Consider the following 22,930-nt stretch of genomic DNA (forward strand, 5'->3'; position numbering starts at 1 on the left):
TATCAAGGTCTGAAGTTGAATGCGTTAAGTGTTCGGATTGAGGGGTAGCTGTGGGTTTTTTATTATACTGAAATCATATATCAAAACCCAATCCCCGTCAAATTAAAATCAGAGCTATAGGCTCTGATTTTTTAAACTTTAAAATATTTTAATCTTATAGCGAGAATTAAAATTATAAAACAAAATAAGAAATTTAATCCCGTTACTGTTTGCAATAACAAATCGGATGTCGCCATCATCATGTACAGAAGGACGATGCCAGAGCACAGAGTCCAAATAATATATGAATTTATATTCGCACTAGGCCTTTTACGATGATATAAATCTTTTATTGTCGGCAGGTATCCCAGTACAGTGACCACCCCTGTCCCCGCATAAAGAAATGTTATGATTCTCAACAGCAAATCCATGTTGGTTTAAAATTCCCGTATTAAATTCTCTTTAATTTCCTTCAACATCCCCGTAGAAAAATTTCGAATTAAAAAATTTTTCGAAATTTTTTAGTTAACCCGCAGATATTTTCGAAATTACTCTACGGGGCATAATCTTAGAATATCATATTTAGCATCAAAGATTAAGGAAAAAAATAAAATACTTGGTAACTCAGCTATAGCTTGCTTACCATGGATCGACGATTAAATGACTGAAAATAAAAAATTGGGGAATCCCCCAATCAAATGCATATCAATATTACGGAGTCCACTAGAACCAAATCTTCAACCATTGTATTTTCGGAACGGATTTTCGACATTATTTCGCTCCTTTTCTTTTTCGTGAAAACATCCATAATGTTTATTTTTTTGCGCCCTGTGGATAAAACTGCTTTGAGTTTCGGTTTTTATTCGGGTATAATTAAATTATAGCGCAAATAAATTTTAACATCAATATGCAAACGCTCACAAAAAAACAAAAACGGGTTTTTAATTTCATCAATGATTATAGAGAGGAAAACGGAATATCTCCCACTATTGAAGAAATAAGGAGGGAAATGAAACTCAAGGCTGTGTCAACGATACATGAGCACATAGATACGCTAAAGAGGAAAGGTTTTCTTTTAAAAAATATGAATTCCACCCGAAGCATCGTTCCTAAAAAAAAGATAAGGACGATTATTGACATTCCAATCGTTGGCAAAATAGCCGCCGGACATCCCATAGAAGCTATCGAGGATTTTCAGGAGACTATACCTGTGCTGAACCCTGCCATAAAAAATTCAAGAGATTATTACGCCCTCCGCGTTGTAGGAAACAGCATGATCGGCGAAGGAATTTTTGACGGCGATATCGTAATAATCAAAAAACAATCAGTCGCGAAAAACGGCCAGACTGTCGTTGCGATTATAGACGGAAATGAAACAACGCTCAAAAAGCTTTATAAAGAGAAAAATAGGTTCAGGCTTGAGCCAAGAAACCCCAGCATGCTCCCGATTTTCAGAAAAGAGGTTGAGGTAAGGGGCGTAGTGGTCCAAATAATAAGTAATATTTCCAACTCTCCGGAAGAAAAAATTCTAAAAAAAACGAAGCGTAGCCTCAAAACCCTTGATCTTTTCGCCGGCATCGGAGGAATACGCCTCGGCTTTGAAAAAGCCGGCTTCAATACTGTTTTCGCCAACGATTTTGACGAACAATGCAAACTTACTTACGATTTGAATTTTCCAAGATCGAAACTCGTAGTTGAAGACATCCGAAAAATAGGAATGGACGATCTGCCGGAATTTGATTTCTTGCTCGGAGGTTTTCCTTGCCAGGCGTTCTCTATCGCCGGATATAGGCAAGGATTTAACGATGAAAAAGGCCGGGGCAATTTATTTTTTGATATTGCGCGCATTATCGACGCCCGCAAACCAGAAGGATTTCTTCTTGAAAACGTCAAAAATTTAAAAAGTCACGACGGAGGAAAAACTTTTAAAATAATAGAGGAAACTTTAAAAAATCTCGGATACCATATAAAAGCAAAAGTCTTGAATAGTATGGAATACGGAAATATTCCGCAAAATAGAGAACGAATTTATATCGTAGGTTTTAAAAACGAACGCCATTCTGATGATTTTTGCTTCCCTGAACCAAAGAAATTGACTAAAAGAATCATTGACTTGCTGGAAAAAAATATTCCGGAAAAATATTATTACAACGGAAAACCTTTATACGAAAAACTAAAAAATTTCGTAAAAGAAGAGGGAAGAGTATACCAGTGGCGCAGGCAGTATGTTCGAGAGAACAAAAGTGGCGTCTGCCCGACACTTACGGCAAACATGGGAATGGGAGGCCATAATGTGCCGATTATTAAAGACAAAAAAGGTATTAGAAAATTAACTCCGCTGGAATGCGCCCGCATCCAAGGCTTTCCGGAAAGCTATAAATTACCGAATATTTCGGATTCAGCGCTATACAAACAATTTGGAAATTCTGTGAGCGTCCCCGTGGTTGAGGCTGTCGCAAAACAAATGATGAGAGCGATGGAAGGTTAACTTTGCCAAACTTTAATATTTTTTCCCATCGGTTTGATTTTGTAAGCCTTTATTATGTCGTCCATAATGCTGAATCTCGGCCTTCTCTTCTCTTTCTGCTGGCGTTTCATAGTCTGGCCCTTGTTCACCTTATTCTCGTAAATTAATTTATTGGGTATTTTATAGACATCAAAAGTTCCGTCAGGATTGCCATTATTATAAAAACTCATAAAATATAATCTGTCCCACTCGCTCTTTGGGCCGAAAGAACTTAAATCCGACTTAATACTGCTGGCTTTAATTTGCTCCCGTTCTCCGGTTTTTAAATTTATCGTATCAAAGGAAACAGACCCCTTGCCCTTTAATTTTCGCTGGCATCTGGCTGATTTGGAAAATATGCAAAACATCCCCTCTGATAACACCTCGGGAATATTTGTCTTCCTCCCGTACTTGCCCAAGCCATTGTTTAATTTAACCCAAACATCAAAAAGTCTCTTGAAAACTTTTGCATCATGGCTGTCGAAATAAGCAACTTCTATCTCCATGGCTCCATTTTTTGTTTTTACTGTAAAATTTCCTAATTTCATGATTTTTAAAAAATATCAGCAATGTTAATTAGCGTCTTTTAATATCTTTTCGAAGTTTTTGGGGAGGTTGTGGCGCTTGTTCCAACTTTCTAAAATTGCTTTTGATTTTTTCTCCAAGGTTTTTTCTCCGTATTTGGGCAGAATTTCCTTCTCAAAATACCCCAGTAAAATCGGCAAAGAAGACAAATGAGGACTGGCCTCCTTTTCCTTCTTCCATGAGAGATATAAGGCGACGAGGACTTCTTCGTGGGTTCCAACACATTCAAATGGTTTAATCCCCTTTTCCCCGATAAGCTCTTTCAAAATATTCAAAAGATTTTTATTTCCAAACAAATCCTGATTAAAAATCTTCTCCATTCTGCTTTTCTCAACAAAAGGGTAAAGAATCAGCCAAGCGAAAAGACATTTAGAACAATTACCGCACCACTTCCCTGTCGGCTTCTTTGTTCCGGAAGCGGTTTTATAAGCCTCATTACAACTCATAAAAATTGGAAAAAATTTTGGGAAATCAGCAAAAATTCTGGCTATTTGTATTTCATTCAAAGGCCTCAAAAAACTGAAGTATCCAAAATCCTCAACCAAGTATTTCTTGCAATAATCCTTAAACCTCTTTTCAAAATCAAAGGTCTTGGAATACTGATGGTTGATGATTTTGCCGAGATACTTTACGTTTCCTTCATTGGAACTGCTCTCTTGAGAAATAGCGACATACCTATAATTAAAAATAACAGCTATCAAAATGCTTAAAAAAGACAAGTAAGCGGAAAAAGGAGTGTGGCCATTGAGAAACCCTGCCCTATTTAACTCCAATAATTTTTTGTCTATCTCCCTCCTGATGATAATAAAATTCCTACAACCGATTCCTTTGATAACGCGCATGGCTGTTCCAGTCGGATTTAAGCAAAAGGAGCTTAGCTCATTTTTAGTTTCTTTAAGGACCTCAAAAGTAACTATTGAATCTTTTCCTCCGCCGATCGGCGCCAAAACTCTATTCTTTAATTCAATTTTGTCAGTTTTAACGAATTTTTTAGTCATATCGGATAGGATTCTCAAGGAATCAAAGTCAAAATCAATTTTATTTTCATAAAAAAATTGTCCCAGTCCCTTTTCCATCAAGTCTTTCCACCACTTAACCTGACCAGCATTAAGGAAACCGCATTTTATCTCAATCAAGGGAGAACAGGTTGCTTTCCAATAGCTTAACGCCTCAATCATTCCTAAATTAAAAACCAAATTATCAAGCGTTTCAATTTTAATCCCTTCCAATCGCTTCTTATCAATATTCTCAATGGTTATTTTAGGATTAAAAATAAATTCAGAACCAATCCTGAATTCAAAAAATATTTCCAAATTCCTATCCGATATCCTGTAAGAATAGCCTTGATAAACAAATTTAGGGTATTTTTTTCTCAACTCTTCAAATCTCATAATTATTGCTTAATACTTGCTACTTAATAATTACTACTTATAATACTATCCGAGTAAGCGGATGGAAACGCCTAAGATAGCCAAGACAACGCCGATTATCCAAAATCTCATTGTCACCTGATAAGCCGGCCAGCCCAAAGCCTCAAAATGATGATGGATGGGCGTTGAAAGCCAAATCTTCTTATGGCGAAATTTCTTGGATAGCAATTGTATAACTATTGTTCCGACTTCTAAGACCAGTAATCCGGCGATTATCGGCAGAACCATCACAGAATCGGTTAAAAAGGCCACTACAGCCATAGTTGAAGTTAAACCTAATATTCCTGTCTCGCCCATATAAAACCTCGCCGGAGGGATATTAAACCACAAGAAAGCGAATAGAGTGCCGGAGATAGCTAAGCAAAGGGCAGCCAAGTCCGCTTTGCCCTGCGAAAAGGATATTATGGCGAAAGCCCCGAAAATTATTGAGAAAACTCCGCCGGCCAGACCATCTAATCCGTCAATAACCCCGCCGGCCCAACTGCCGACTGTAACCAATATAAAAAGAAGGACAAACCAAACCCCGAGATCAAGATCAATCCCTCCGGGAAAATCGCCAATTAAAGGAACATGAATTGACGTCCATTGCAGTTTGAATAAGAACCATAATCCGCCAACTAAGCCAACCAGAGAAACGAGAGCTAATCTTTTAGCAAAACCTATCCCTCCGGCAATATATCTCCCCTTCCCGTAAACCGTCAAAATATCATCAACGAGGCCGATTATTGAAGCAACAATCAAAGCGAAAAGAGGCAGCAGAGTTTCTCTTTCTGATAAAAAATTCAGCTCGTTTATCCGCCAAACATCAGTTATGCCGGAAAGGATCAAAAGAGATAAGGAAACCAACAGAACGGAAACCCAAATCAATAGCCCGCCCCCCCTGGGGATGGAAACTTCTCTTTCCTTATGCAGGGAATGAAAAACCGTCGCCTCTTCTCCGGTAATAGTTTTTGTTCTGGCTTTCTTTTTCCAAAACTGAACTTTATTTAAAAACTTCAATAATTGCGGAGCGATAAAAAAAGCGACCAGACAACTTAAAAAAGAAATTAAAAATATTTTGATAACGTCAAAAGTGAAATCGCTTACCATATTTTTATAGCCAATTAATAATTTTTTGTATCTCTTCAACACGGCTTTCTGAAGAAGAGGCGCCTAAGACCACATTTACCACCTTTGACCCATTTTCTTTTCCCACAATAAGAAGCATACATCCTCCGGCTTCATCAGTATAGCCGGTTTTCCCGCCGATAAGTTTCTGTCCTTCTTTCAACTCAACCTCTTTGATTCCGTTTGGGACAGAATAAAGAGATTCTTTGGCTGTAATTTCAAAAACAGAGGGATATTTTTCCAGAATATATCGGCTGATCAGAGCCAAATCCTTTGCTGTTGAATAATTAAAGCTCTCAACGTTTTCAGGGCTATATTTCAGCGGATCAGGGTCAATGCCGGTGGGATTTATAAACCCGGTATTAATAACGCCCAGCTCTTTTGTTTTCTCATTCATTCTTTCAATAAATTTTCCGGTCCCCTCTTTTTCTGATAAAGCCCATGCAGCGTCATTACTTGAATAGACCAGCATAAAATTCAAAAATTCTTCTACTGAAAAATTCTCCCCTGATTTCAAATTACCAAAAATAGGAATATCTTCCTGCGAAGCGGCTAATTTGGAAACAACCATTCTCTTGTCCATATCATAACTTTTTTCGCCGTCATTTTCAAAAACAACAAGGGCTGTCATCAGTTTCGTAATAGAGGCTATTGGAAAAGGTTGTTCAGCGTTTTTCTTAAATAAAATTCTTGAACCTCCATTTTTTCCGACCTCAAAGGAAATAACCGCTCTGGCGTCAATCTCCGGTTTTGTTTTTTTAAGTTCTTGGGGGATGGCTATATAATGTATTTCCTTATAAGGTTGAGAAATGTAATCGAAAAAAAATTTTTCCAAAGTTTTTTGGAGAAAGTTTATTCCCCAAAAAAGCAAAAAGCTGAAAATAAAAGCAGGCACAAACAGCTTTAGGCTGTTATTTTTTTTGGCTTCCTTGCTGTTCTCCATTTTTTTCCTTTTTTATCGGCGTATTTGATAAGCTTAGGTCAATTCTTTCCATGTCTCTCGGGAATAAAGCAGCTTCCCTAATATTGGCCAACCCTAAAATTTGCTTAACCACCCTCTCTGATCCAAGAGCAAATCCACCTTCAGGCGGCATGCCATATTGAAAAGCCTGAAGATAAAATTCAAGATTTTTCGCCCCTATCCCTTTTTTCTCCATACCCTTAAGCAGATCTTGGTATTTATTAATTCTCCGGCCTCCGGTAACAATCTCTGAACCGCGACAAAGAAGATCAAAACTCATAGTGTACTCCGGATCATCAGGGTCGGCGAAAGTGTAAAAAGGCCTTTTTTTAACAGGGTAATGGGTGATAAAAATAAGTTCTGAACCGTATTTTTCATCCGCCCACTTGCAGATTTCTCTTTCATCTTCCGGCTCCAAGTCCGGCTCCTTCCTATTGTCTCTGCCCGTTCTTTGGAAAATAATTTCCTGCGCCTCCCTCATTTTCAATTGAGGAATTTTTTCAGATACTTTCGGCAATTCAACATTTAATATTTTCAAATTATCCGCCTGATTTTTTCCGACATTCAAGAATATTCTGCGAACTACCGCTTCACAGGCCCCCATTACATCTTTCCACGATTCGATAAAGCCCATTTCCGCATCCATGCTTATATATTCAGATAAATGGCGGGTGGTAACGCTCGGTTCAGCCCTGAAAACATGGCAGACAGTAAAAACCCTTTCAAAACCATTAACTAAAATTTGCTTATAAAGTTGAGGACTCTGGGCCAAAAAAGCTTCGTGATTGTAATATCTAACGGAAAAAATTTCCGCCCCTCCTTCAGCGTTAGCCGGAACTATCGCCGGCGCTTCAAATTCCATGAAATCCATCTCTTTCAAAGCCTGCCTAAAGCCGCCGACTACTTCCTCTTCTATCTTGAAAATGGCCCTTATTTTTTCATTCTTAAAGCTTAACGGCCTGAAATCTAAAAGCTTTGGAAGGGAGAGATTTAATTCCCTTAAGTCAAAAGGCAATGTCTCTGCCTCGCCAAGAATTTCAATCTTGTCCGCTTTCAATTCCACTGTTCCTGTTTTAATTTCCGGATTAACCATTTTCTCCGGCCTTGCCTTCACTTCCCCCTCAATGGCGACGGCTGTCTCATCTTTTATATTTTCAGCCATATCTTTAGGGCAGACGACCTGCAATAATCCGCTTCTGTCCCTCAAGTCAAAAAAAACAATCCCGCCGTGGTCGCGCCTTGAATTTACCCATCCGCAAATTCTTACCTTCTCCCCTATTTTTTCAATTGTTTTTAAAATAAGCGTTCTTTCCATAATAATTAAATTTTAATTTTAATAATAAATTGTCCTTGACTGATTTAATTGATCATATTTTTACCTGCGAACTGAATTTATTAAAGAAAAGCAAAGTTTTAAAAATCTTTACGAACTCTTCATTATTTTTTTTCTTTTCAAGATAGAACTCGGCTAAAACTTCTCTAAATCTTAAAAGTTCCCTTAACCCCCTTCGCCATTTTTTATCATCAATGGTCAGATCCAAAAGCTCAAATGCTCTTTCAAGGGAGCTTATCGCATATTCCTCGTCATTTTTCTGAATCCAATTTTTTGCCCGGGAAAATTCAGCTCCGATATTCAAAATTTGCTCTGTTTTTGACAATTTTTGCCATTTTTCGGAAGTCATAAATTTATCAAATTATTTATTACTTTATCCATTTTTTCTTTTATCTCCGACTTTTCAATATTCATTGAACGATTATTTTCCAATGGCTTGATATTTATCAAGGAAAAATATTCAATATATTCTTTTTTCTTCTTCTTCAAAGGGTAAAAATTCCCTCCCCATATATTCTTGCCGTCCGACCCGCTCTTAACAAGCGCTTCTTGAGCATCGGAATGAAGTTCCCCGCCAAAAGCAATTACCCCTCGTTTAATGTCAACGACAAATTTAACCATATCCTTAAAAGGGTTATCCAAAAATTTATTTAAGTAAGATTTACCTATCTTATCCTTAATAATCTCTATCGGGTATTCCATATTTTTGCATTGGTTATAAATCTACTTTACAATAGCAAAATTTTCCCTATTTGAAAACTAAAAACAACGAAGGACGGACCTCCGTTGTTTTTGATTTCTGAACAATTATTAATTTTTTCTTATTCCCTTCATGAATCTTAATCTTTAATCTATTTGAGCGAAGAGAACTACGTAATTCTTGCCGTAGGCCTTGGCGCAATTAGGACAAGTCGTATAAGAGAAATACAGCTTCTTAATTTTCTTACCCTTGCCCTCAACATATTCCTTCATTTCTATCGCCCATTTACCGGCGTTTTGATACGGTCCTTCAAAAACTTTTGTTAAGAAAGCGCCGGAAATAGTTGCCATCTGCGCGCCCGGAACTTCTTTGGAAACGTCAATATAAATATCCGCCCCCCAAAGCGATTTTTCATCAGTCAGCATAAGCTGATGTGGCGCTTTAGCATTCGCTTTCTCAATCAGCTCCATATTTTTAACTATCTTCCCTCCCATATTAAGGGGCATGTGTAAAAAGCTGGTGATCTGATCCTTTACGAAAATTTTGTCTTTCCATATTATTTCTTTCCCCTGCCATATTTCAGGGTTGAAAGGCTCACAGCATCCGGTCGGCTTAATCGTTGAATTTGTTGTTAAGTTTTCCATATTTTTTTATTATTTTATTATTTTTTGTTTTGTTATTTTTAATTTATAAGACGACTTTTTAATAATCCGTTTCCTCTCTCATTCTATCAAAAAATCGCTCCCGCCGATAGGCGAAAAGCGATTTTCCTTAGGAATATTATGTCGGTGCGTCGAGGAAGGACGCCCTGCAAATTACAGGGATTACCGGGGTGGACGCCCTGCAACTCGTATTGCTTGGCTTAGTTAAGCAACCAGATTGAATAATTCAGATATGAGGCGAAACTGACCCAGAGAATATACGGCACAAGTAAATACGCCACCAGTTTTCCTCGTCCTTCCGTAGTCCTCCACGAGGACGAAGGAGGAGAGATTTTATAGAAAACAACCATTGTCCAAACGATAGCGAACCAAAGCGCCACAATATCAACGAGCGCCCAGCCGGGATTTTGCAAGCCCAAAAAATAATTGACCAAATAGCATTCAAAAAAGCTGGACACCGAAAACGCCAAGCGCTATTTTTATTTCTTTCTTTTTATCCTCCGACTTGTCCGCTGGATCCTTGGCGGAGGCGGAAGCTTCAGCGCATGATGACCATATCAAAAAAGCGGAGATACCCATTAATACGTAAAGGGTTGTCCAGACAGGTCCGAAAACCCAGCTCGGCGGATTCAATGCCGGTTTCACAATTCCGCTATACCAATTCGGGATCGCAGATATTGTGAAGACAGAGCCGATAATCCCAGCCAATTCAGATAGGACAACAGCAACGATAAGTTTAAAAATATTTTTCATATTTTTTAGTCCAGAGGACTATCAACCTCTGGCTGATTTTTAATATTTACTTTTTTTGTTTGCCTGCCCCCTTAAACATCGGCATCGTTTTCATGACATACTTGGTTATACTTGGCTAAGCCAAGCACAATCTCGCTAAATAATTTTATTGAATCACTTAATGACTTAATTTAACTCTATCTCTTCTTGACTTCAAATTCAATCCAAAAACACTAATTACCACTGATAAAGGAACTGATTGCCACTGATACAAGGCGGAAAAAACAAAAAATTGAAATAAAAAAGCATCAAAAACTTGCATAAGTCTTTAATGCTAAATAACTTCCTAATCTCCGGCTCCTGAAAAACCTTCCTTTTCGGGATTACCCAGGTAATTCCGCAGGGGTCAGACCCCTGTAAATTCCGCAGGGGTCTGACCCCTGCAAGCTAAGCTTCAATGCCGATTTGGGCTTCAATCACCTTTAACCCGGCGCTTTTTATCGCTTGAGCAACTTTTTTCTGATTCTTTTCGTCAGTTAAGGCAAACATAATCCCTCCCTGTCCCTTGCCCGACAGCTTTGCGCCATAAGCTCCTGCCCCCAACGCTTTCTCAACAGCTAAATCAATTTTAGGATGAGACAGTCCCAAGGAATTTAAAAGTTTCTGATTTTCATTCATAAGCTCGCCTATCTCGGTGATATTTTTGTTTTTAATCGCCTTAAGCCCGTTTTTAGAAACAAGCTCTATTTCATTAAAAACCTCCTCCACTAATTTTGGGTTTTCCTTGATCATTCCGGGGATATGGCCTGCCACGGTCTTTGAGGTTTTTGTCCTGATGCCGGTATCGCCGATAACCGCGCGCAAAGATAATCCGTTTATTTTTTTGGCTTGAATTTTTCCATCAGCAAAGGAAATGTGATTAAATCCTCCAAGCGAACTGCTGATGATTTCAGAACCGGAGGCCTTGCCACCGTGAATGATTTTTTGAAATTCAATCAGTTCGCCGTAATAATTTTTTTTAGGAATATCCAGCTTAAATAATTTTGAAAAAGCGCCTAAAACCGAAGACAGGACGGCCGTGGAAGAACTTAAACCGCTTTCAGGCGGAATCTCCGATCCAATTTCCAGATTCAATCCTTTCCCCCGAAGATCATACTCATCAAGAAGCTTTTGGCACAAATCAAGAAGAATGAATAAATCCTTATTGCCTTTCTTTTCCCCTTTTCCCAAAACAGCCTTTCCAAATCCGACGGAGCGTATATAAATATCTTTTTCCGCTTCGCTCATCCTGCACTTCGTCCATAAGCCGACCGAAGCCACTATTGCCGGCTTTCCATAAACAACAGCATGCTCGCCAAAAAGAAAAATGCTCCCCGGCGATTGAGCTTGGCCTTCAACTTTTACTGCCTTTTCTTCTATTGGCCGTATTTTTTTCTTCATTTTATGCAAACAACCCCTTGAGTTGAAATTTTAGCTTCCACGACTTTTCCCCCTGCCCACTCAATCGCTTTTTTAACTTGGCCTTGTTTCCTCTTGTCGGCTAAAGCAATCATACAATCCCCTCCCCCCGCTCCTGATAATTTAGCCCCATAGGCTCCGGCTTTCAAGGCGGCCTCTATTAAATTATCCAGTTCTTTTGTGCTCACCCCGAGTTTTTTCAGTAAATTCTGGTTCAAATTCATTAATTCTCCGACCTTAGGCCAATTTCTTTTTTCTATTTCAATTCCGGCCAGATTAACTATCTTTTCAATTTCATTAAAAATTTTATTTATTTCCAAAGGATTTCTTTTGATTTTTCCGGCAACCTTTTTAATCAACGTAGAAGTATCCGCCTTAACCCCGCTGTATCCTATGACAAGCGGCAGGTCTTTTATTTTCAAGGGCTCAATAACTCTCCCCCCGGTAAAAAAATATAAAACTCCGCCATAAACAGCTGAAGCTATATCAAAGCCGGAACCTAATTTTTGTATATCTATAACGGTTTTATAAGACAAATCAAACAAATCTCTTTTGCTTATTTTTATTCCGAACAATTCAGTTAATCCTTTTATAGCGCTCACTGTAACAGCTGAAGAACTGCCCAGTCCGAATCTGTCGGAAAATTGGCTGCAGGTTTTAATTTCCAAGCCACTTCTTACGCCATACTTGTCAAAAAAATTAGAAACAGCCATCAAAACAAAACTCACTTCTTTAGGATGCGACTTGCTTGACTCGCTTATCGGGAAAGAGTAATTTTCAATATTTTTTTCCGGCGCGTTTAAAATAATTTTATCGTCATTTCTTTTCTTCAATATGACGCTCATGCTTTGGTCCACGGAGGCGACAATGCACGGGCGACTATAAACAACAGCATGTTCGCCGAATAACATCAACTTTCCGCAAGCAGAAGCCTTTACCATATTAAAAAAGATGCTTATTGATTAATCTTGCGCCATCGCCCGGCTTACAAATATATATTTTCTTAATAGCCTTGATGCCTTTCAACTTTCTTTTGATTTCAGGAATATCTTTTTCCAGACAGATAATTTTTACCTGCGGGCCGGCGTCTATTGTAAAATAGCATTCCAATCCGGATGCCCTCCATTTCCTGACTGCCTTTATCATTTCTACTGTTTTCCCGCTGAAGTATACAATCGGAAGAATAGTGTTAAACATAACTGAATGAAGCATAAGGGCGTTATTCTCCGCCAGTTCTCCCAATTTTGTAAATTTTTTTTCCAGAATGAATTTCTTGATCTGCTTGGCCTGTTTCTCGCTGTTTTCAACCCATACCTTATAGAATGGGCAGGTTTGAACGCTTTGCTTCATCCCCGGCCGACTTTTCGTTTTTTTCTCCTCCTCATTAAGCACGCCGGCGATTATTCTGAATTCCGGCCAATAATCTTTGTCGCAAACCTGCTTTCCGAAAGAATCAGTTCCGTCCTCTTTCTCCCCTTTTTCCCACTCAACGAATCCGGCTTCAATGGAACGCGAGGCTGAACCGGAATTCCTCCTGGCCAAAAGAGAAAGCTCTTTTTTATTTAAATCCAAACCGATGGCTTTTGAAGATGCTAAAGCCAGCGCCGCTCCTCCGGCGGAAGAACTGGCTAAGCCGGTGGCAGTCGGAAAAAAATTCTTAGAAAAGATTTTCGCCTTCAATCCCGACCCGGCCATTTTTCTTATTATGTTTAAAAACCCGGCAATCCTTTCAAAAGGCTCGCCGGATATTTTTTTTCCGTTAAGAGTAAAATTGTCTTTTTTGTATTTCTTATCAAAATCAACCGTTGTCACGGTTTTTAATCCTTCAAGAGTTACGGAAACACTGGAGTTTTGAGGAAGAATTAATTCTTCATTTCTCTTGCCCCAATATTTTATTAAAGCTATATTGGCGTTTGCTGAAGCGGTTGCTTTCATGCATTACTTCACTTGCTCGTTTTGAGCATTCGCAGGCTCGGCCGGTGTTTTGGGAGTTTCTGCAAGCTGCGTCTCTTTTGGTTTTTCAACCAAACATTTGCATCCCTTCATTGATTTTGGGATTTTCCAAACTAAATAGCTCGCAAGGATGACTATAGCTAATATTAATAAAAGAAGCGCCATAATATTTTTTTGTTTCTAAAAAATTATTCGACTTTTTAAAATCCTTTTTTGTTGCTCACCCTCTTATCATATCATACCTAATCCGCCCGTCAACTTCAAAAAAATTTGAGGATGTTGATAATGTCGCCGGCGCCGATGACCAAAACAACGTCGCCTTTCTTGGCATTCTTCCTGATGAAGGCGGGAACATCCTCCTTTTTCTCCATAAACAAAACTTCCTTTTCCGGACTTTTCTTTTTAATCGCCTCAACCAAATCCTTTGAGGAGATATTTAATTTTTTCTCCCGGCCGGCAACATAATAAATTTCAGTCAAAATTATTTTATCAGCCTTTTCAAAAGCCGGAATAAATTTATCAAAAAGCTTCTTTGTCCTGTCGTACTGATGCGACTGGAAAACAGCCCAAATCGTCTTTTTGGGATATTTCTCCCGCGCTCCCTCCAACAGCGCTTTTAATTTTGTCGGGTGATGAGCGTAATCGCTGATTAAAATAAACGGCTCTTTCTTAATAATCTCAAACCTCCGCCAAGTCCCCTTAAATTGGGAAAGCGCTTTATAAATTTTTTCATCAGAAATCTTTAATTCTCTTCCGATTTTTAAAGCCGCCAAAGCGTTGGAAATATTATGCTTGCCCGGCACTTTTAAAATTTTCTTTATCCCTTCCGCTTCCTTGTCTTTTAACGAAAAGGGAACGAGTTTTACCCCTTTCAGTATTTTCTTATTTTCTTTTATGAGTTTTGCCGTATTTTCGTCGTCCTTGTTAAAGATTAAAACATCTCCCTTTTTCAAGTGAGAAGCCTCCTCCTTGAAGGTATCCATAATGTGCCTGATGTCCCTATAGTAATCCAGATGCTCTTCCTCAATATTTAAAATCGCCAAAATCCTCGGCCAATAATTTAAAAATGAAGCTTCGTATTCGCAGGCCTCAATCACCAAATAATTGCTTTTGCCGACAAGACAATTGCTGTTTTCAAATTCTTTAACCCTTGTTCCGACAATGACGTTGGGAGAAAGGCCGGCCTTCTTCAGAACGATGCCGGTCATGGAGGTTGTGGTGCTTTTTCCGCTCATTCCACAAACAGCGATGGTGAAGTGTTTTTTAACCAAGTCGCCCAGCGCCTCGGGGTAAGTTTGAGTTTTTATTTTCAATTTCCCGGCTTGCAGCAATTCCGGATTATCTTTAGGAACAGCAACAGTGTAGACAACTAAATCAATGTCCGAGGCAACATTATCGGCTTTCTGCTGGCCATAAAAAATCTTCGCTCCCAGCCTCTCCAGATTACTTGCTACTTCCGACCTGTTTAAATCAGAGCCGGTTACCTGCTCGCCTTTTTGAAGATAATATTTTGCCAAAGCGCTGACGCCGATGCCCGAAATGCCGATAAAATGTATTTTCATGTACGTATTTTAACGTATAATACAAAAACGTCAATTACGGAGGTATTGCCTTAAAATAAACTTAATGGCGAAGGCTATGGCCATGGCGATAAGAGTGTAAAATCCAAAAAAACAGCCGGAGAAAATATCCATAAAAAATCCGGTAAAAAAAGCCAGAATAAAGCCAGAATTCCTACTCGGCTTTTCCGAGAAGAGCAAAATCCCGAGAACGGTTAAAATAAGAACCGCTCCCCAATAACCGCCGGCGAAAAAACTGAAAAAAACAAAAAAGCCTGTCTGCAACAGGATCAGAAATAAGATAAAAATCAAGAAAAAACAAAAAAGTAAAAAATTAATCATTGAGTTTGAAATCTTTAATAACGAAAATTTCCGCCAGATTCTTAATGTCAAAAGCAGGAAAAACTTCAGCTGTCTGAAACGGCTTCACATCCGACTTCTCAATTTTCCCTATTTTCCCTATAAAAATACCGGCCGGAAAAAATCCGCTGGCGGAAGAAGTAATGACTAAATCATTTTCAGCTGTCTCGGCGTTAAAGGGAATAAAATCAAGGATTATCCCGGAACCGCCATCGCCCCTGGCTATGCCATAAATCTCTTTTCCGGTAATCTCAATGTCAAAAGAGCTGTCCTTATTTGAGCAAAGCTGAATCCTTGAAAACCTCCTGTAGACTCCCTTAATTTTGCCGACTAAAGTTTTTTGAGCGGTAACCACTGGCAGATCATCTTTTATGCCGTCTTCATACCCCTTATCAATCAAAAGAAAATTCAAAGAGACATCCTTTCCGACGATATGGGCTAATTCCAAATTAAATTCTTTTTCCATGCCTAATCCCAAGGATTCTTTCAGTAATTGGTTTTCTTTTTTCAACCCTTCTAAAGAGGCTATTTGAGAAAGCAAGTTTTGGTTTTCCAGCCATAATTTATCTCTCTCTTCCTTCAATCCTCGAGCATTGAAAAAACCGGCGGAGAAATCGGAAAAACTATTCCCGGCCTGCCAAAAGTATTTTTGAACAGGAGAGAAAGCTCCATAGAAAAAATCCTTAACCGCTCTTGAACCGCCGGTCAAATTAAGAGTAAGAAATATTGCCACCATCAGAAAAATTATTATTGCGTTTTTGGCTTTTTTAATCTTGGAAAATATCATTACTTTCATCCTATCTCTTTAAAAAGATTTCTTCAATAAAAAACCCGCAAAGGCGGGCAATCAAAAAAATCTAATGAAATTGTAAACAATGTAAGAGAGCTACCTACTTTCGCGGTGACCCACTATCATCGGCCATAAGAGATTTCACTTCTGTGTTCGGAATGGGAACAGGTGGAGCACTCTCAGCATAGCTCCCTTACATTATCTGCAATTTATTTGTAATTTGTCCCGCATCGTGCGGGATCCCGTCGCGACGGGATAATTTGTAATTTTAAATTTAACTGTCTTTTATTACTAGCCAAAGTTATCTTTGCTTTCCAAAAAATGAGAGAGCAAATATTATTTATGATCTATTAGTACTGCTCAGCTGAACCCCTTACGGGGCTTACACTTGCAGCCTATCAACCTCATAGTCTCTGAGGGATCTATGAGTCCTAATCTTGGAGCCTGCTTCGCGCTTAGATGCTTTCAGCGCTTATCAGTTCCTAACTTAGCTACTCAGCAATGCTCCTGGCGGAACAACTGATAAACCAGAGGTTAGTTCAGTCCGATCCTCTCGTACAAGGACCAACCCTCCTCAAGACTCGACGCCTACGGTAGATATGGACCAACCTGTCTCGCGACGGTTTGAACCCAGCTCACGTATCTTTTTAATTGGCGAACAGCCAAACCCTTGGGGCCTGCTCCAGTCCCAGGATAAGATGAGCCGACATCGAGGTGCCGAACAGAGCCGTTGATGTGAACTCGCGGGCTCTACCAGCCTGTTATCCCCGGGGTAGCTTTTGTTTGATAATCTTCCCCAGTTCTGCTAACTAGGGTCGGTTCACTAAGTTCTGGTTTCCCAACTGCGCGACATACCTGTCTTGCAGTAGAGCCGGCTTATGGCTTTACCCAAACGATCCGATGTCCATCCGGATCTAGCCGACCTTTAAACGCCTCCATTACTTTTTAGGAGGCAAGTGCCCCACTTAAACTACCCACCAAACACTGTCTTCCCGCTTATAACGGAAGTTAGAATCAAGATTTTAAAAGAAGGGTGTTTCATTGGCGGCTCCTCCGGCTCCGAAAAGCGGGATTCAAAGCCTACCCTCTACGCTACGCATCCAAAATTAAGACTCAATATCAGGTTGTAGTGAAGCTCCCGGGGTCTTTCTGTCTAGCCGCAGGTAACCGGCATCTTTACCGGTATTGCATTTTCACCGTGCTCCTCGTTGAGACAGTTCTCTGATCGTTAAACCTTTCATGCGGGCCGGAACTTACCCGGCAAGGGATTACGCTCACATTTGTTGCTTTGTGTTTGATAACACAGATACGGTCATTTCTGCCGTATTCTGCATGTCGCCATGCAGGTCGGACTATATCTTATTCGTTTTCGACGAATCTTAGCGTATAGTCTCTGAGGATGCTAAAAATTTATATGCAAATGTTTGCTCAAATGGCTTGCGATGGTTCATTTCTCGCGTAATTTCCACAATTTTCTTGATGCCACCATTTTTCAGGTGTTTGCCATCTCGCATCAATTTAACCACTTTAGAAAAAAGAGTTAAATCCTTCTTTTTTAATTTTCCTCTTGGAGGATATTTTATAAAAAAGGGAATAATCTTTTCTAAAATTTCACTTTGTGAACGAACGCAGAATTTGTACAATGGATCCCATTTTTTATTATTCTCATTCCTTGTGGTGTGAACATAAATATGTCCGCATCCAAAAAATTTTTGAATCGCATAAAGAAGTTCTATTCCCTTACGAGTTTGAGAAATATTAAATTCTGGAAATACCTGCCACCCCGATTTAGCTCGTGGCGACTTAAATATATTCACCAGAAAGGATCCTTCTCCATCTACAAAACCAACAATCCAATCGCACATTTTTAGCCTTTCCTGCTGATTGTCTGCATTGGAAGCTTTTTTACTTAGCATAATATTCAAGGTTAATGTTAACCTTTACTAATTATACCATAGTAGCTCCAAATCCAACAGATTTTCCAGCATATAGCTAAGTTTTACAAAAGCATTTTGTAATACCTTTGGACGGTTATAGTTACCGCCGACGTTCACTGGAAGCTCAGCTCACTCAGCTAATCCCACATTGCTGCGGAAAAAACCGGCAAGATTAACGTTCCAGCACTGGTCAGGTCTCAGCCCCTATACATCTTCTTTCGAATTAGCAGGGACCTGTGTCTTTGATAAACAGTCGTCAGAGAGACGTTTGCTGCGACCCCGCATTGCTGCGGGGCAAGTCTTATCCCGAAGTTACGACTACTTTTTTGCCTAGTTCCTTAACGAGGTTTCACACGTTCACCTTGGCACATTGACGCCATCCCACCTGTGTCGGTTTCCGGTACGGTTTGAACATACAGTAACGCCTAAAAAGCTTTTCCGGGAAGCTTGCTCACTTGGATTTATCTTGGCGAACCAAAATATTTTGCCGGCCCTTGAAAATTCTTAAGCAGGCAACGAAAATCCAATAACTCGCCCAAGCTACTAAGCTTCGTAATCTTTAGACTTGTATGTCCAAGGGCTGGAATATTAACCAGCTGTCCATCAGGTACGCCTTTCGGCTTCCCCTAAGGACCGCCTAACCCTTGACTGATTGACATTGTCAAGGAAACCTTGGGATTTCGGTGTGGGCGGCTCTCACGCCCATTGCGGTTACTCATACCAACATTCTCACTCCCTATCGCTCCACCCTTCCTTACGGAAGAACTTCAGCGCGATAGAGACGCTCCCCTACCACACCCCGCAGTAAATGCGGAGTATCCTTATCTTCGGTATTAAACTTAGTCCCGCTAATCTTCGGCGCGAAATTCCTTAGCTAGTAAGCTATTACGCACTTTTTAAAGGATAGCTGCTTCTAAGCTAACCTCCTAACTATCATCGGAAAATCACTTCCTTAAGTACACTTAGTTTAATTTAGGGACCTTAGATTAAGATCTGGGCTGTTTCCCTTTCGACCCCGGAGCTTAGCCCCCGGAGTCTTACTTCTTCGTTGTAAAGCATCGGTATTCGGAGTTTAGTTGAAGGATCTAGACTTGCGTCTACGAACCTCCATCTAGTGCTCTACCCCCGATGCATAACGAAAAGCTAGTCCTAAAGCTATTTCGGGGAGAACCAGCTATTACCAAGCTCGATTAGCTTTTCACTTCTTACCACAGCTCATCCAAGAGAATTGCACGACTCACTAGTTCGGTCCTCCTCCCCCATTTCTGGGGGATTCAACCTGGCTATGGTAAGCTCGCCTGGCTTCGGGTCTTCCATGCACAACCTCTCCGCATAAATGCGGAGAACGCGCTATTAACACTTGCTTTCGCTACGCCTTCATTCCATAAGAATTTAGGCAAGCTATGCATGGAAACTCGTTGGTTCGTTCTGCAAAAAGCACGCAGTCACCCCACACATAATAAATTATGTGGGGAGCTCCTACTCTTTGTAAGCAAATGGTTTCAGGTTCTATTTCACCGGGATTACCTCCCTACTTTTCACCTTTCCCTCACGGTACTAGTTCACTATCGGTGAAGTTGAGTATTCAGTCTTGGCTGGACAGTCCAGCCTGATTCCCGCAAGGCTTTCGTTTCTCGCGGTACTTAAGAAAGATAAGAGAAGCGCGAAGTGATTTTCAAATACGGGACTATTACCCTCTTTGGTTCTTCTTTCCAGAAAGATTCTTTTAACCAACCTTCGCATTTTTTCTTCTTTGAAATAAATCAATTTATCTCCTTGCAACCCCCCATAAAAATGAGGTTTAGACTTCTCCCTTTTCGCTCGCCACTACTAAGGGAATGCTTATTAGTTTATTTTCCTCCGCTTACTGAAATGTTTTACTTCAGCGGGTCTAGCTTCCCGCCTTACGGCGGGATATCTCGCATTTCTGCGAGATGGGTTTACCCATTCGGAAATTCCCGGATCAAAGGTTGCTAAACACCTCCCCGAGACTTATCGCAGTCACGCCACGTCCTTCGTCGCCTCAACTTCCCAAGGCATCCACCATTTGCCCTTAAAATATTTACCCTCCCAATCTTTGTCAATCAAAGATTGGTCTTGTTCTCTTAGCCTGTAAGGAACTAAAATGGCTAAGAGATTTTGCCCCGCAAAAAATGCGGGGCCCTTTGGCTAGTAATGAAAGACAATTAAATTATTACTTACTTAATTACTTAAATTACTTTTAAATTTTCAAAGTTCTTCCCATTCTCATCTTTTCAAATCATTGCATATCCTTATCTCCCCAATTAAAAATCGCTTCTCCGGAAGCGACTTTCAAAAACCAAATCGGTTTTTGGAAGTTTTTTCAGCTCCCTAATGTTCCCGCGATTTTTGTTTCTTTTTTTCTGTCATTTTTATTTATCATGCGTAAAGTAAATATTAGCAAATTGAAAAACCTTGTCAAGCTCCAACAAAAAATCCCCCGAAGGGGATTTTTTTGACTGATTTACTTTTTGATTCTCTCTTTCACATCTCTTAAGATTTCAGTGGCAACATCTTTTCCGCCTAAGCCGAAAGCGATACCGAAAGAAATAACAAACAAAGCAACCACTCCGTAAATAAGAGCGCCGAAAACAATATTGATTAAATCCGGAACAACTAAAAGCTGTTTTAAAATAGCCAATATTGCGAAAGTCCAGACAGCCCATTTTACAATTGAGCTCACTGCTCTTCCGTATCCGACCCTCACTCCTTCCACCGCTGACCTGATGACTTTCTCAACAATGTCAACGATTATTACAGTGATAACGAAAATAAGAACTGCAACCACTACATTAGGAAGATATCCTATGACTGAATTCATGGCGTCGGCAAATTCCTTAAGACCTAAAATTTCTACTGAAGCTGACAAGAAAACGATTACTAAAATCCATTTAACAATCGCCCCAATAAAATCAGTGGCTTTAACTTTTAATTCAGCTTTTTCCAAAGCCTCTTTCCAACCGGCTTTCTCAAAAATCTGATTAATCTTCAAGCGGTTCAATACTTCAGCAACTATTTTACCAATGACAACGCTTACGATCCAACCGATAATGAAAACGATTAATGCTCCGACCAGATTAGGAAGGAAGTTTAAAAATCCAACCCAAAGATTTATCAAGGCCTTTGTTGTTTCTAACGTCCAAGTGTCAAAAAACATATATAATAAAGTAAAAATTAATTAATAATTCAATTAAGATTCGACTTTCCCTCAATGTAAATCGACCTTTTTCAGGCCCCAGTCGCAATTATTTCCTTTATTTGGGACCTTATTAGATATTTTTATGATAGCACAATAACCTCTAAAATAGAAGCCCGGCAGTGGAAAACTCAAAAACTCTCGCTATCCCCCTTTTTGAAAATTTCCTCACCATAGATCTCTTCAGCTAAGGCGTGAGCTGTATACATAAATTCAAAAACCTTCATTAAGTCTGAATCTAACAACTTCTTTAACAACAAAATCTCTGCCGTCAATTGATAACCCCGTATCCGGCTTGATTTTAGAACGGAATTCAGCTGTTTCCATAAACTATTCCATGGATTTGATTATCTCTTCCATACTTAAGTTCAACGGCTCTTTGTCATTATAAAGCCACATTTTCCCGCGAATAATTTTCCCTTGAAATTTATTGCCCAGCCTTTCTTTTATTTCTTTTTCGTCCAAATCTTTTTCCTTTAGAGTAACCGCAAAGCTTTTCCCGGACGTAAAATTAATTATTCCGTCGTACTTGACATAAGCAGCCGATGATCCGACTTTTAATTCATTGTTTTCATTTTTAAGAATACTTCCATATTTCGTCCGGACAACTTTTCCCTCTTGCCGCATTCTTTCAAGCGTATCCATTGATTCGTCAACAGTTTTCTGCTGCTTTTCTGCTGCTTCACGCATGCCATATTTTTCAAATTCTTCAGGCGTTAATTCATCTGTTGGCGATTCATGATCTTTAAAATACTCTAACATTTTTTTAAAATCCAAACCTCTCTGTACACCGACTATTGTCTTGCCGCTTTTTAAAAATTCTGTCGCAGGCAATCTGCGATTGTCCACGTCGGTTACGAATTTCACGAGCCTATCCATGGCTTCCGATTTATCCAGCATTCCCAAATCAACCATTGTTTTATATACAATTTCAGCGGTACTTGTTACTTCTTTGGTTTCCTTGGCATGATGATCAAAATAAGCGGTATATGTCGGTTCTTCATAAACAACGCCGAATTTGTCGCCCGTATCCAAGTTTATCGCTCCTTTCAAAAATTCTCCGGGCCTGACATATTCCAGCTTGCTCGTATCTATTCCGGATGCGCTAAGAATACCGATCGCTGATTTTCCATCCAAATCCGTAAACGGACGCAACATCTGCCTCCCTTCTTTTGGGTCAAATTGGAGTGTTCCGGAAACGGCAAAATCTTTCCATAATTCTCTGGTTTTTTCGTTAAATTTTTTATTTCCTTCTTCCATTGTTGTGGCATTTAATTCTTCCCAAGAAGAAACTTTATCAAGTGTTATCTTAGCCGCGCTTCGCGCGTTTACGTTCTCAAATTCTTCTTTGAAATTTTTCTCTGACATAAATTTATAAGTTAATTATTAATTTTTATTAGTTTAACGATTTTACGCCGCCTCATTAAGCGTAACTCATGACTCAAATTTATAATACTACATTCTCCCCCGCCTTACCACCCGCCATCGCCTTGAAAACAAAAAATTCCGTTGAAGCGGAATTCTTTGTGATTATGAGCGTGAGCGTGGGTGTGAGTAATTTGCCTGCCCGCATTGCTAAAACAACATAACCAAGAAAAAAATTTGATAATTTTGGTGGTGCTTGTTGGACGAAATCCGAACCCATTTTGAGCAAAATCCAG

At 39.5% G+C, this 22,930-nt stretch carries 19 protein-coding genes, 2 rRNA genes and 1 pseudogene; 1 reads left to right on the forward strand and 21 read right to left on the reverse strand.

Translation table 11 applies throughout. The annotated features are described in order from the left end of the window. Nucleotides 1-886: 886 nt before the first annotated feature. The gene (locus COS96_01515; protein ID PIU43953.1) at nucleotides 887-2,467 is read left to right on the forward strand and encodes a hypothetical protein; all 1,581 of its coding nucleotides are present in this window, start codon (nucleotides 887-889) and stop codon (nucleotides 2,465-2,467) included. Here COS96_01515 and COS96_01520 read toward each other — a convergent pair. From COS96_01520 to COS96_01620, 21 genes and pseudogenes are all read right to left on the reverse strand, one after another. Continuing rightward, nucleotides 2,464-3,033, reverse strand: a complete 570-nt coding sequence (locus COS96_01520; GenBank protein ID PIU43954.1) for a hypothetical protein — start codon at nucleotides 3,031-3,033, stop codon at nucleotides 2,464-2,466. The genes COS96_01515 and COS96_01520 overlap by 4 nt on opposite strands. Nucleotides 3,034-3,057: 24 nt before the next feature. Further along, the gene (locus COS96_01525) at nucleotides 3,058-4,461 is read right to left on the reverse strand and encodes a hypothetical protein (GenBank protein ID PIU43955.1); all 1,404 of its coding nucleotides are present in this window, start codon (nucleotides 4,459-4,461) and stop codon (nucleotides 3,058-3,060) included. Between the two features lie 45 nt (nucleotides 4,462-4,506). Beyond that, the gene (locus COS96_01530; protein PIU43956.1) at nucleotides 4,507-5,628 is read right to left on the reverse strand and encodes a hypothetical protein; all 1,122 of its coding nucleotides are present in this window, start codon (nucleotides 5,626-5,628) and stop codon (nucleotides 4,507-4,509) included. Then, complete coding sequence (locus COS96_01535; protein ID PIU43957.1) at nucleotides 5,594-6,550, reverse strand: hypothetical protein; 957 nt, start codon at nucleotides 6,548-6,550, stop codon at nucleotides 5,594-5,596. Before COS96_01535 ends, COS96_01530 begins: the two co-directional genes overlap by 35 nt. Then, the gene (locus tag COS96_01540; GenBank protein PIU43958.1) at nucleotides 6,519-7,883 is read right to left on the reverse strand and encodes an aspartate--tRNA(Asn) ligase; all 1,365 of its coding nucleotides are present in this window, start codon (nucleotides 7,881-7,883) and stop codon (nucleotides 6,519-6,521) included. Before COS96_01540 ends, COS96_01535 begins: the two co-directional genes overlap by 32 nt. Before the next feature lie 52 nt (nucleotides 7,884-7,935). Beyond that, nucleotides 7,936-8,250: a hypothetical protein gene (locus tag COS96_01545; protein ID PIU43959.1), complete on the reverse strand. Its 315-nt coding sequence runs from the start codon at nucleotides 8,248-8,250 to the stop codon at nucleotides 7,936-7,938. Then, nucleotides 8,247-8,603, reverse strand: a complete 357-nt coding sequence (locus COS96_01550) for a hypothetical protein (GenBank protein ID PIU43960.1) — start codon at nucleotides 8,601-8,603, stop codon at nucleotides 8,247-8,249. Before COS96_01550 ends, COS96_01545 begins: the two co-directional genes overlap by 4 nt. A 144-nt stretch (nucleotides 8,604-8,747) precedes the next feature. Then, complete coding sequence (locus tag COS96_01555) at nucleotides 8,748-9,245, reverse strand: hypothetical protein (protein ID PIU43961.1); 498 nt, start codon at nucleotides 9,243-9,245, stop codon at nucleotides 8,748-8,750. Between the two features lie 218 nt (nucleotides 9,246-9,463). Then, nucleotides 9,464-10,016, reverse strand: a pseudogene (locus tag COS96_01560) (TspO protein). Between the two features lie 426 nt (nucleotides 10,017-10,442). Continuing rightward, nucleotides 10,443-11,435 carry a mevalonate kinase gene (gene mvk, locus COS96_01565; protein ID PIU43962.1) on the reverse strand — a complete coding sequence of 331 codons (993 nt, stop codon included), beginning with the start codon at nucleotides 11,433-11,435 and terminating at the stop codon, nucleotides 10,443-10,445. Beyond that, nucleotides 11,432-12,394, reverse strand: coding sequence for a mevalonate kinase (mvk, locus tag COS96_01570; GenBank protein PIU43963.1), 963 nt, complete (start codon nucleotides 12,392-12,394; stop codon nucleotides 11,432-11,434). Before mvk (COS96_01570) ends, mvk (COS96_01565) begins: the two co-directional genes overlap by 4 nt. 1 nt (nucleotide 12,395) lies before the next feature. Beyond that, nucleotides 12,396-13,388, reverse strand: a complete 993-nt coding sequence (mvaD, locus tag COS96_01575) for a diphosphomevalonate decarboxylase (protein PIU43964.1) — start codon at nucleotides 13,386-13,388, stop codon at nucleotides 12,396-12,398. Nucleotides 13,389-13,391: 3 nt separating this feature from the next. Next, entirely contained in the window at nucleotides 13,392-13,571 is a 180-nt protein-coding gene (locus COS96_01580; protein PIU43965.1) for a hypothetical protein, read from the reverse strand. 95 nt (nucleotides 13,572-13,666) lie between these two features. After that, on the reverse strand, nucleotides 13,667-14,968 hold the full coding sequence (gene murC, locus COS96_01585) for a UDP-N-acetylmuramate--L-alanine ligase (GenBank protein PIU43966.1): 1,302 nt from the start codon (nucleotides 14,966-14,968) through the stop codon (nucleotides 13,667-13,669). Between the two features lie 30 nt (nucleotides 14,969-14,998). Then, nucleotides 14,999-15,307 carry a hypothetical protein gene (locus COS96_01590; protein PIU43967.1) on the reverse strand — a complete coding sequence of 103 codons (309 nt, stop codon included), beginning with the start codon at nucleotides 15,305-15,307 and terminating at the stop codon, nucleotides 14,999-15,001. Further along, nucleotides 15,300-16,121 carry a rod shape-determining protein MreC gene (gene mreC / locus COS96_01595; protein ID PIU43968.1) on the reverse strand — a complete coding sequence of 274 codons (822 nt, stop codon included), beginning with the start codon at nucleotides 16,119-16,121 and terminating at the stop codon, nucleotides 15,300-15,302. The genes COS96_01590 and mreC overlap by 8 nt, the downstream gene beginning before the upstream one ends. 81 nt (nucleotides 16,122-16,202) lie before the next feature. Continuing rightward, nucleotides 16,203-16,311: ribosomal RNA gene (rrf, locus tag COS96_01600) — 5S ribosomal RNA — on the reverse strand. Nucleotides 16,312-16,458: 147 nt separating this feature from the next. Further along, a 23S ribosomal RNA gene (locus tag COS96_01605) occupies nucleotides 16,459-20,116 on the reverse strand. 421 nt (nucleotides 20,117-20,537) lie between these two features. Beyond that, complete coding sequence (locus tag COS96_01610) at nucleotides 20,538-21,230, reverse strand: hypothetical protein (protein ID PIU43969.1); 693 nt, start codon at nucleotides 21,228-21,230, stop codon at nucleotides 20,538-20,540. A gap of 369 nt (nucleotides 21,231-21,599) precedes the next feature. Continuing rightward, nucleotides 21,600-22,637, reverse strand: a complete 1,038-nt coding sequence (locus tag COS96_01615) for a hypothetical protein (protein PIU43970.1) — start codon at nucleotides 22,635-22,637, stop codon at nucleotides 21,600-21,602. 79 nt (nucleotides 22,638-22,716) lie between these two features. Continuing rightward, nucleotides 22,717-22,914 (reverse strand): hypothetical protein, encoded by a 198-nt coding sequence (locus COS96_01620; protein ID PIU43971.1) that lies wholly within the window; start codon nucleotides 22,912-22,914, stop codon nucleotides 22,717-22,719. Nucleotides 22,915-22,930: the final 16 nt, after the last annotated feature.

It is taken from the genome of Candidatus Nealsonbacteria bacterium CG07_land_8_20_14_0_80_39_13 (assembly GCA_002779355.1).
GTDB lineage: Bacteria > Patescibacteriota > Minisyncoccia > Minisyncoccales.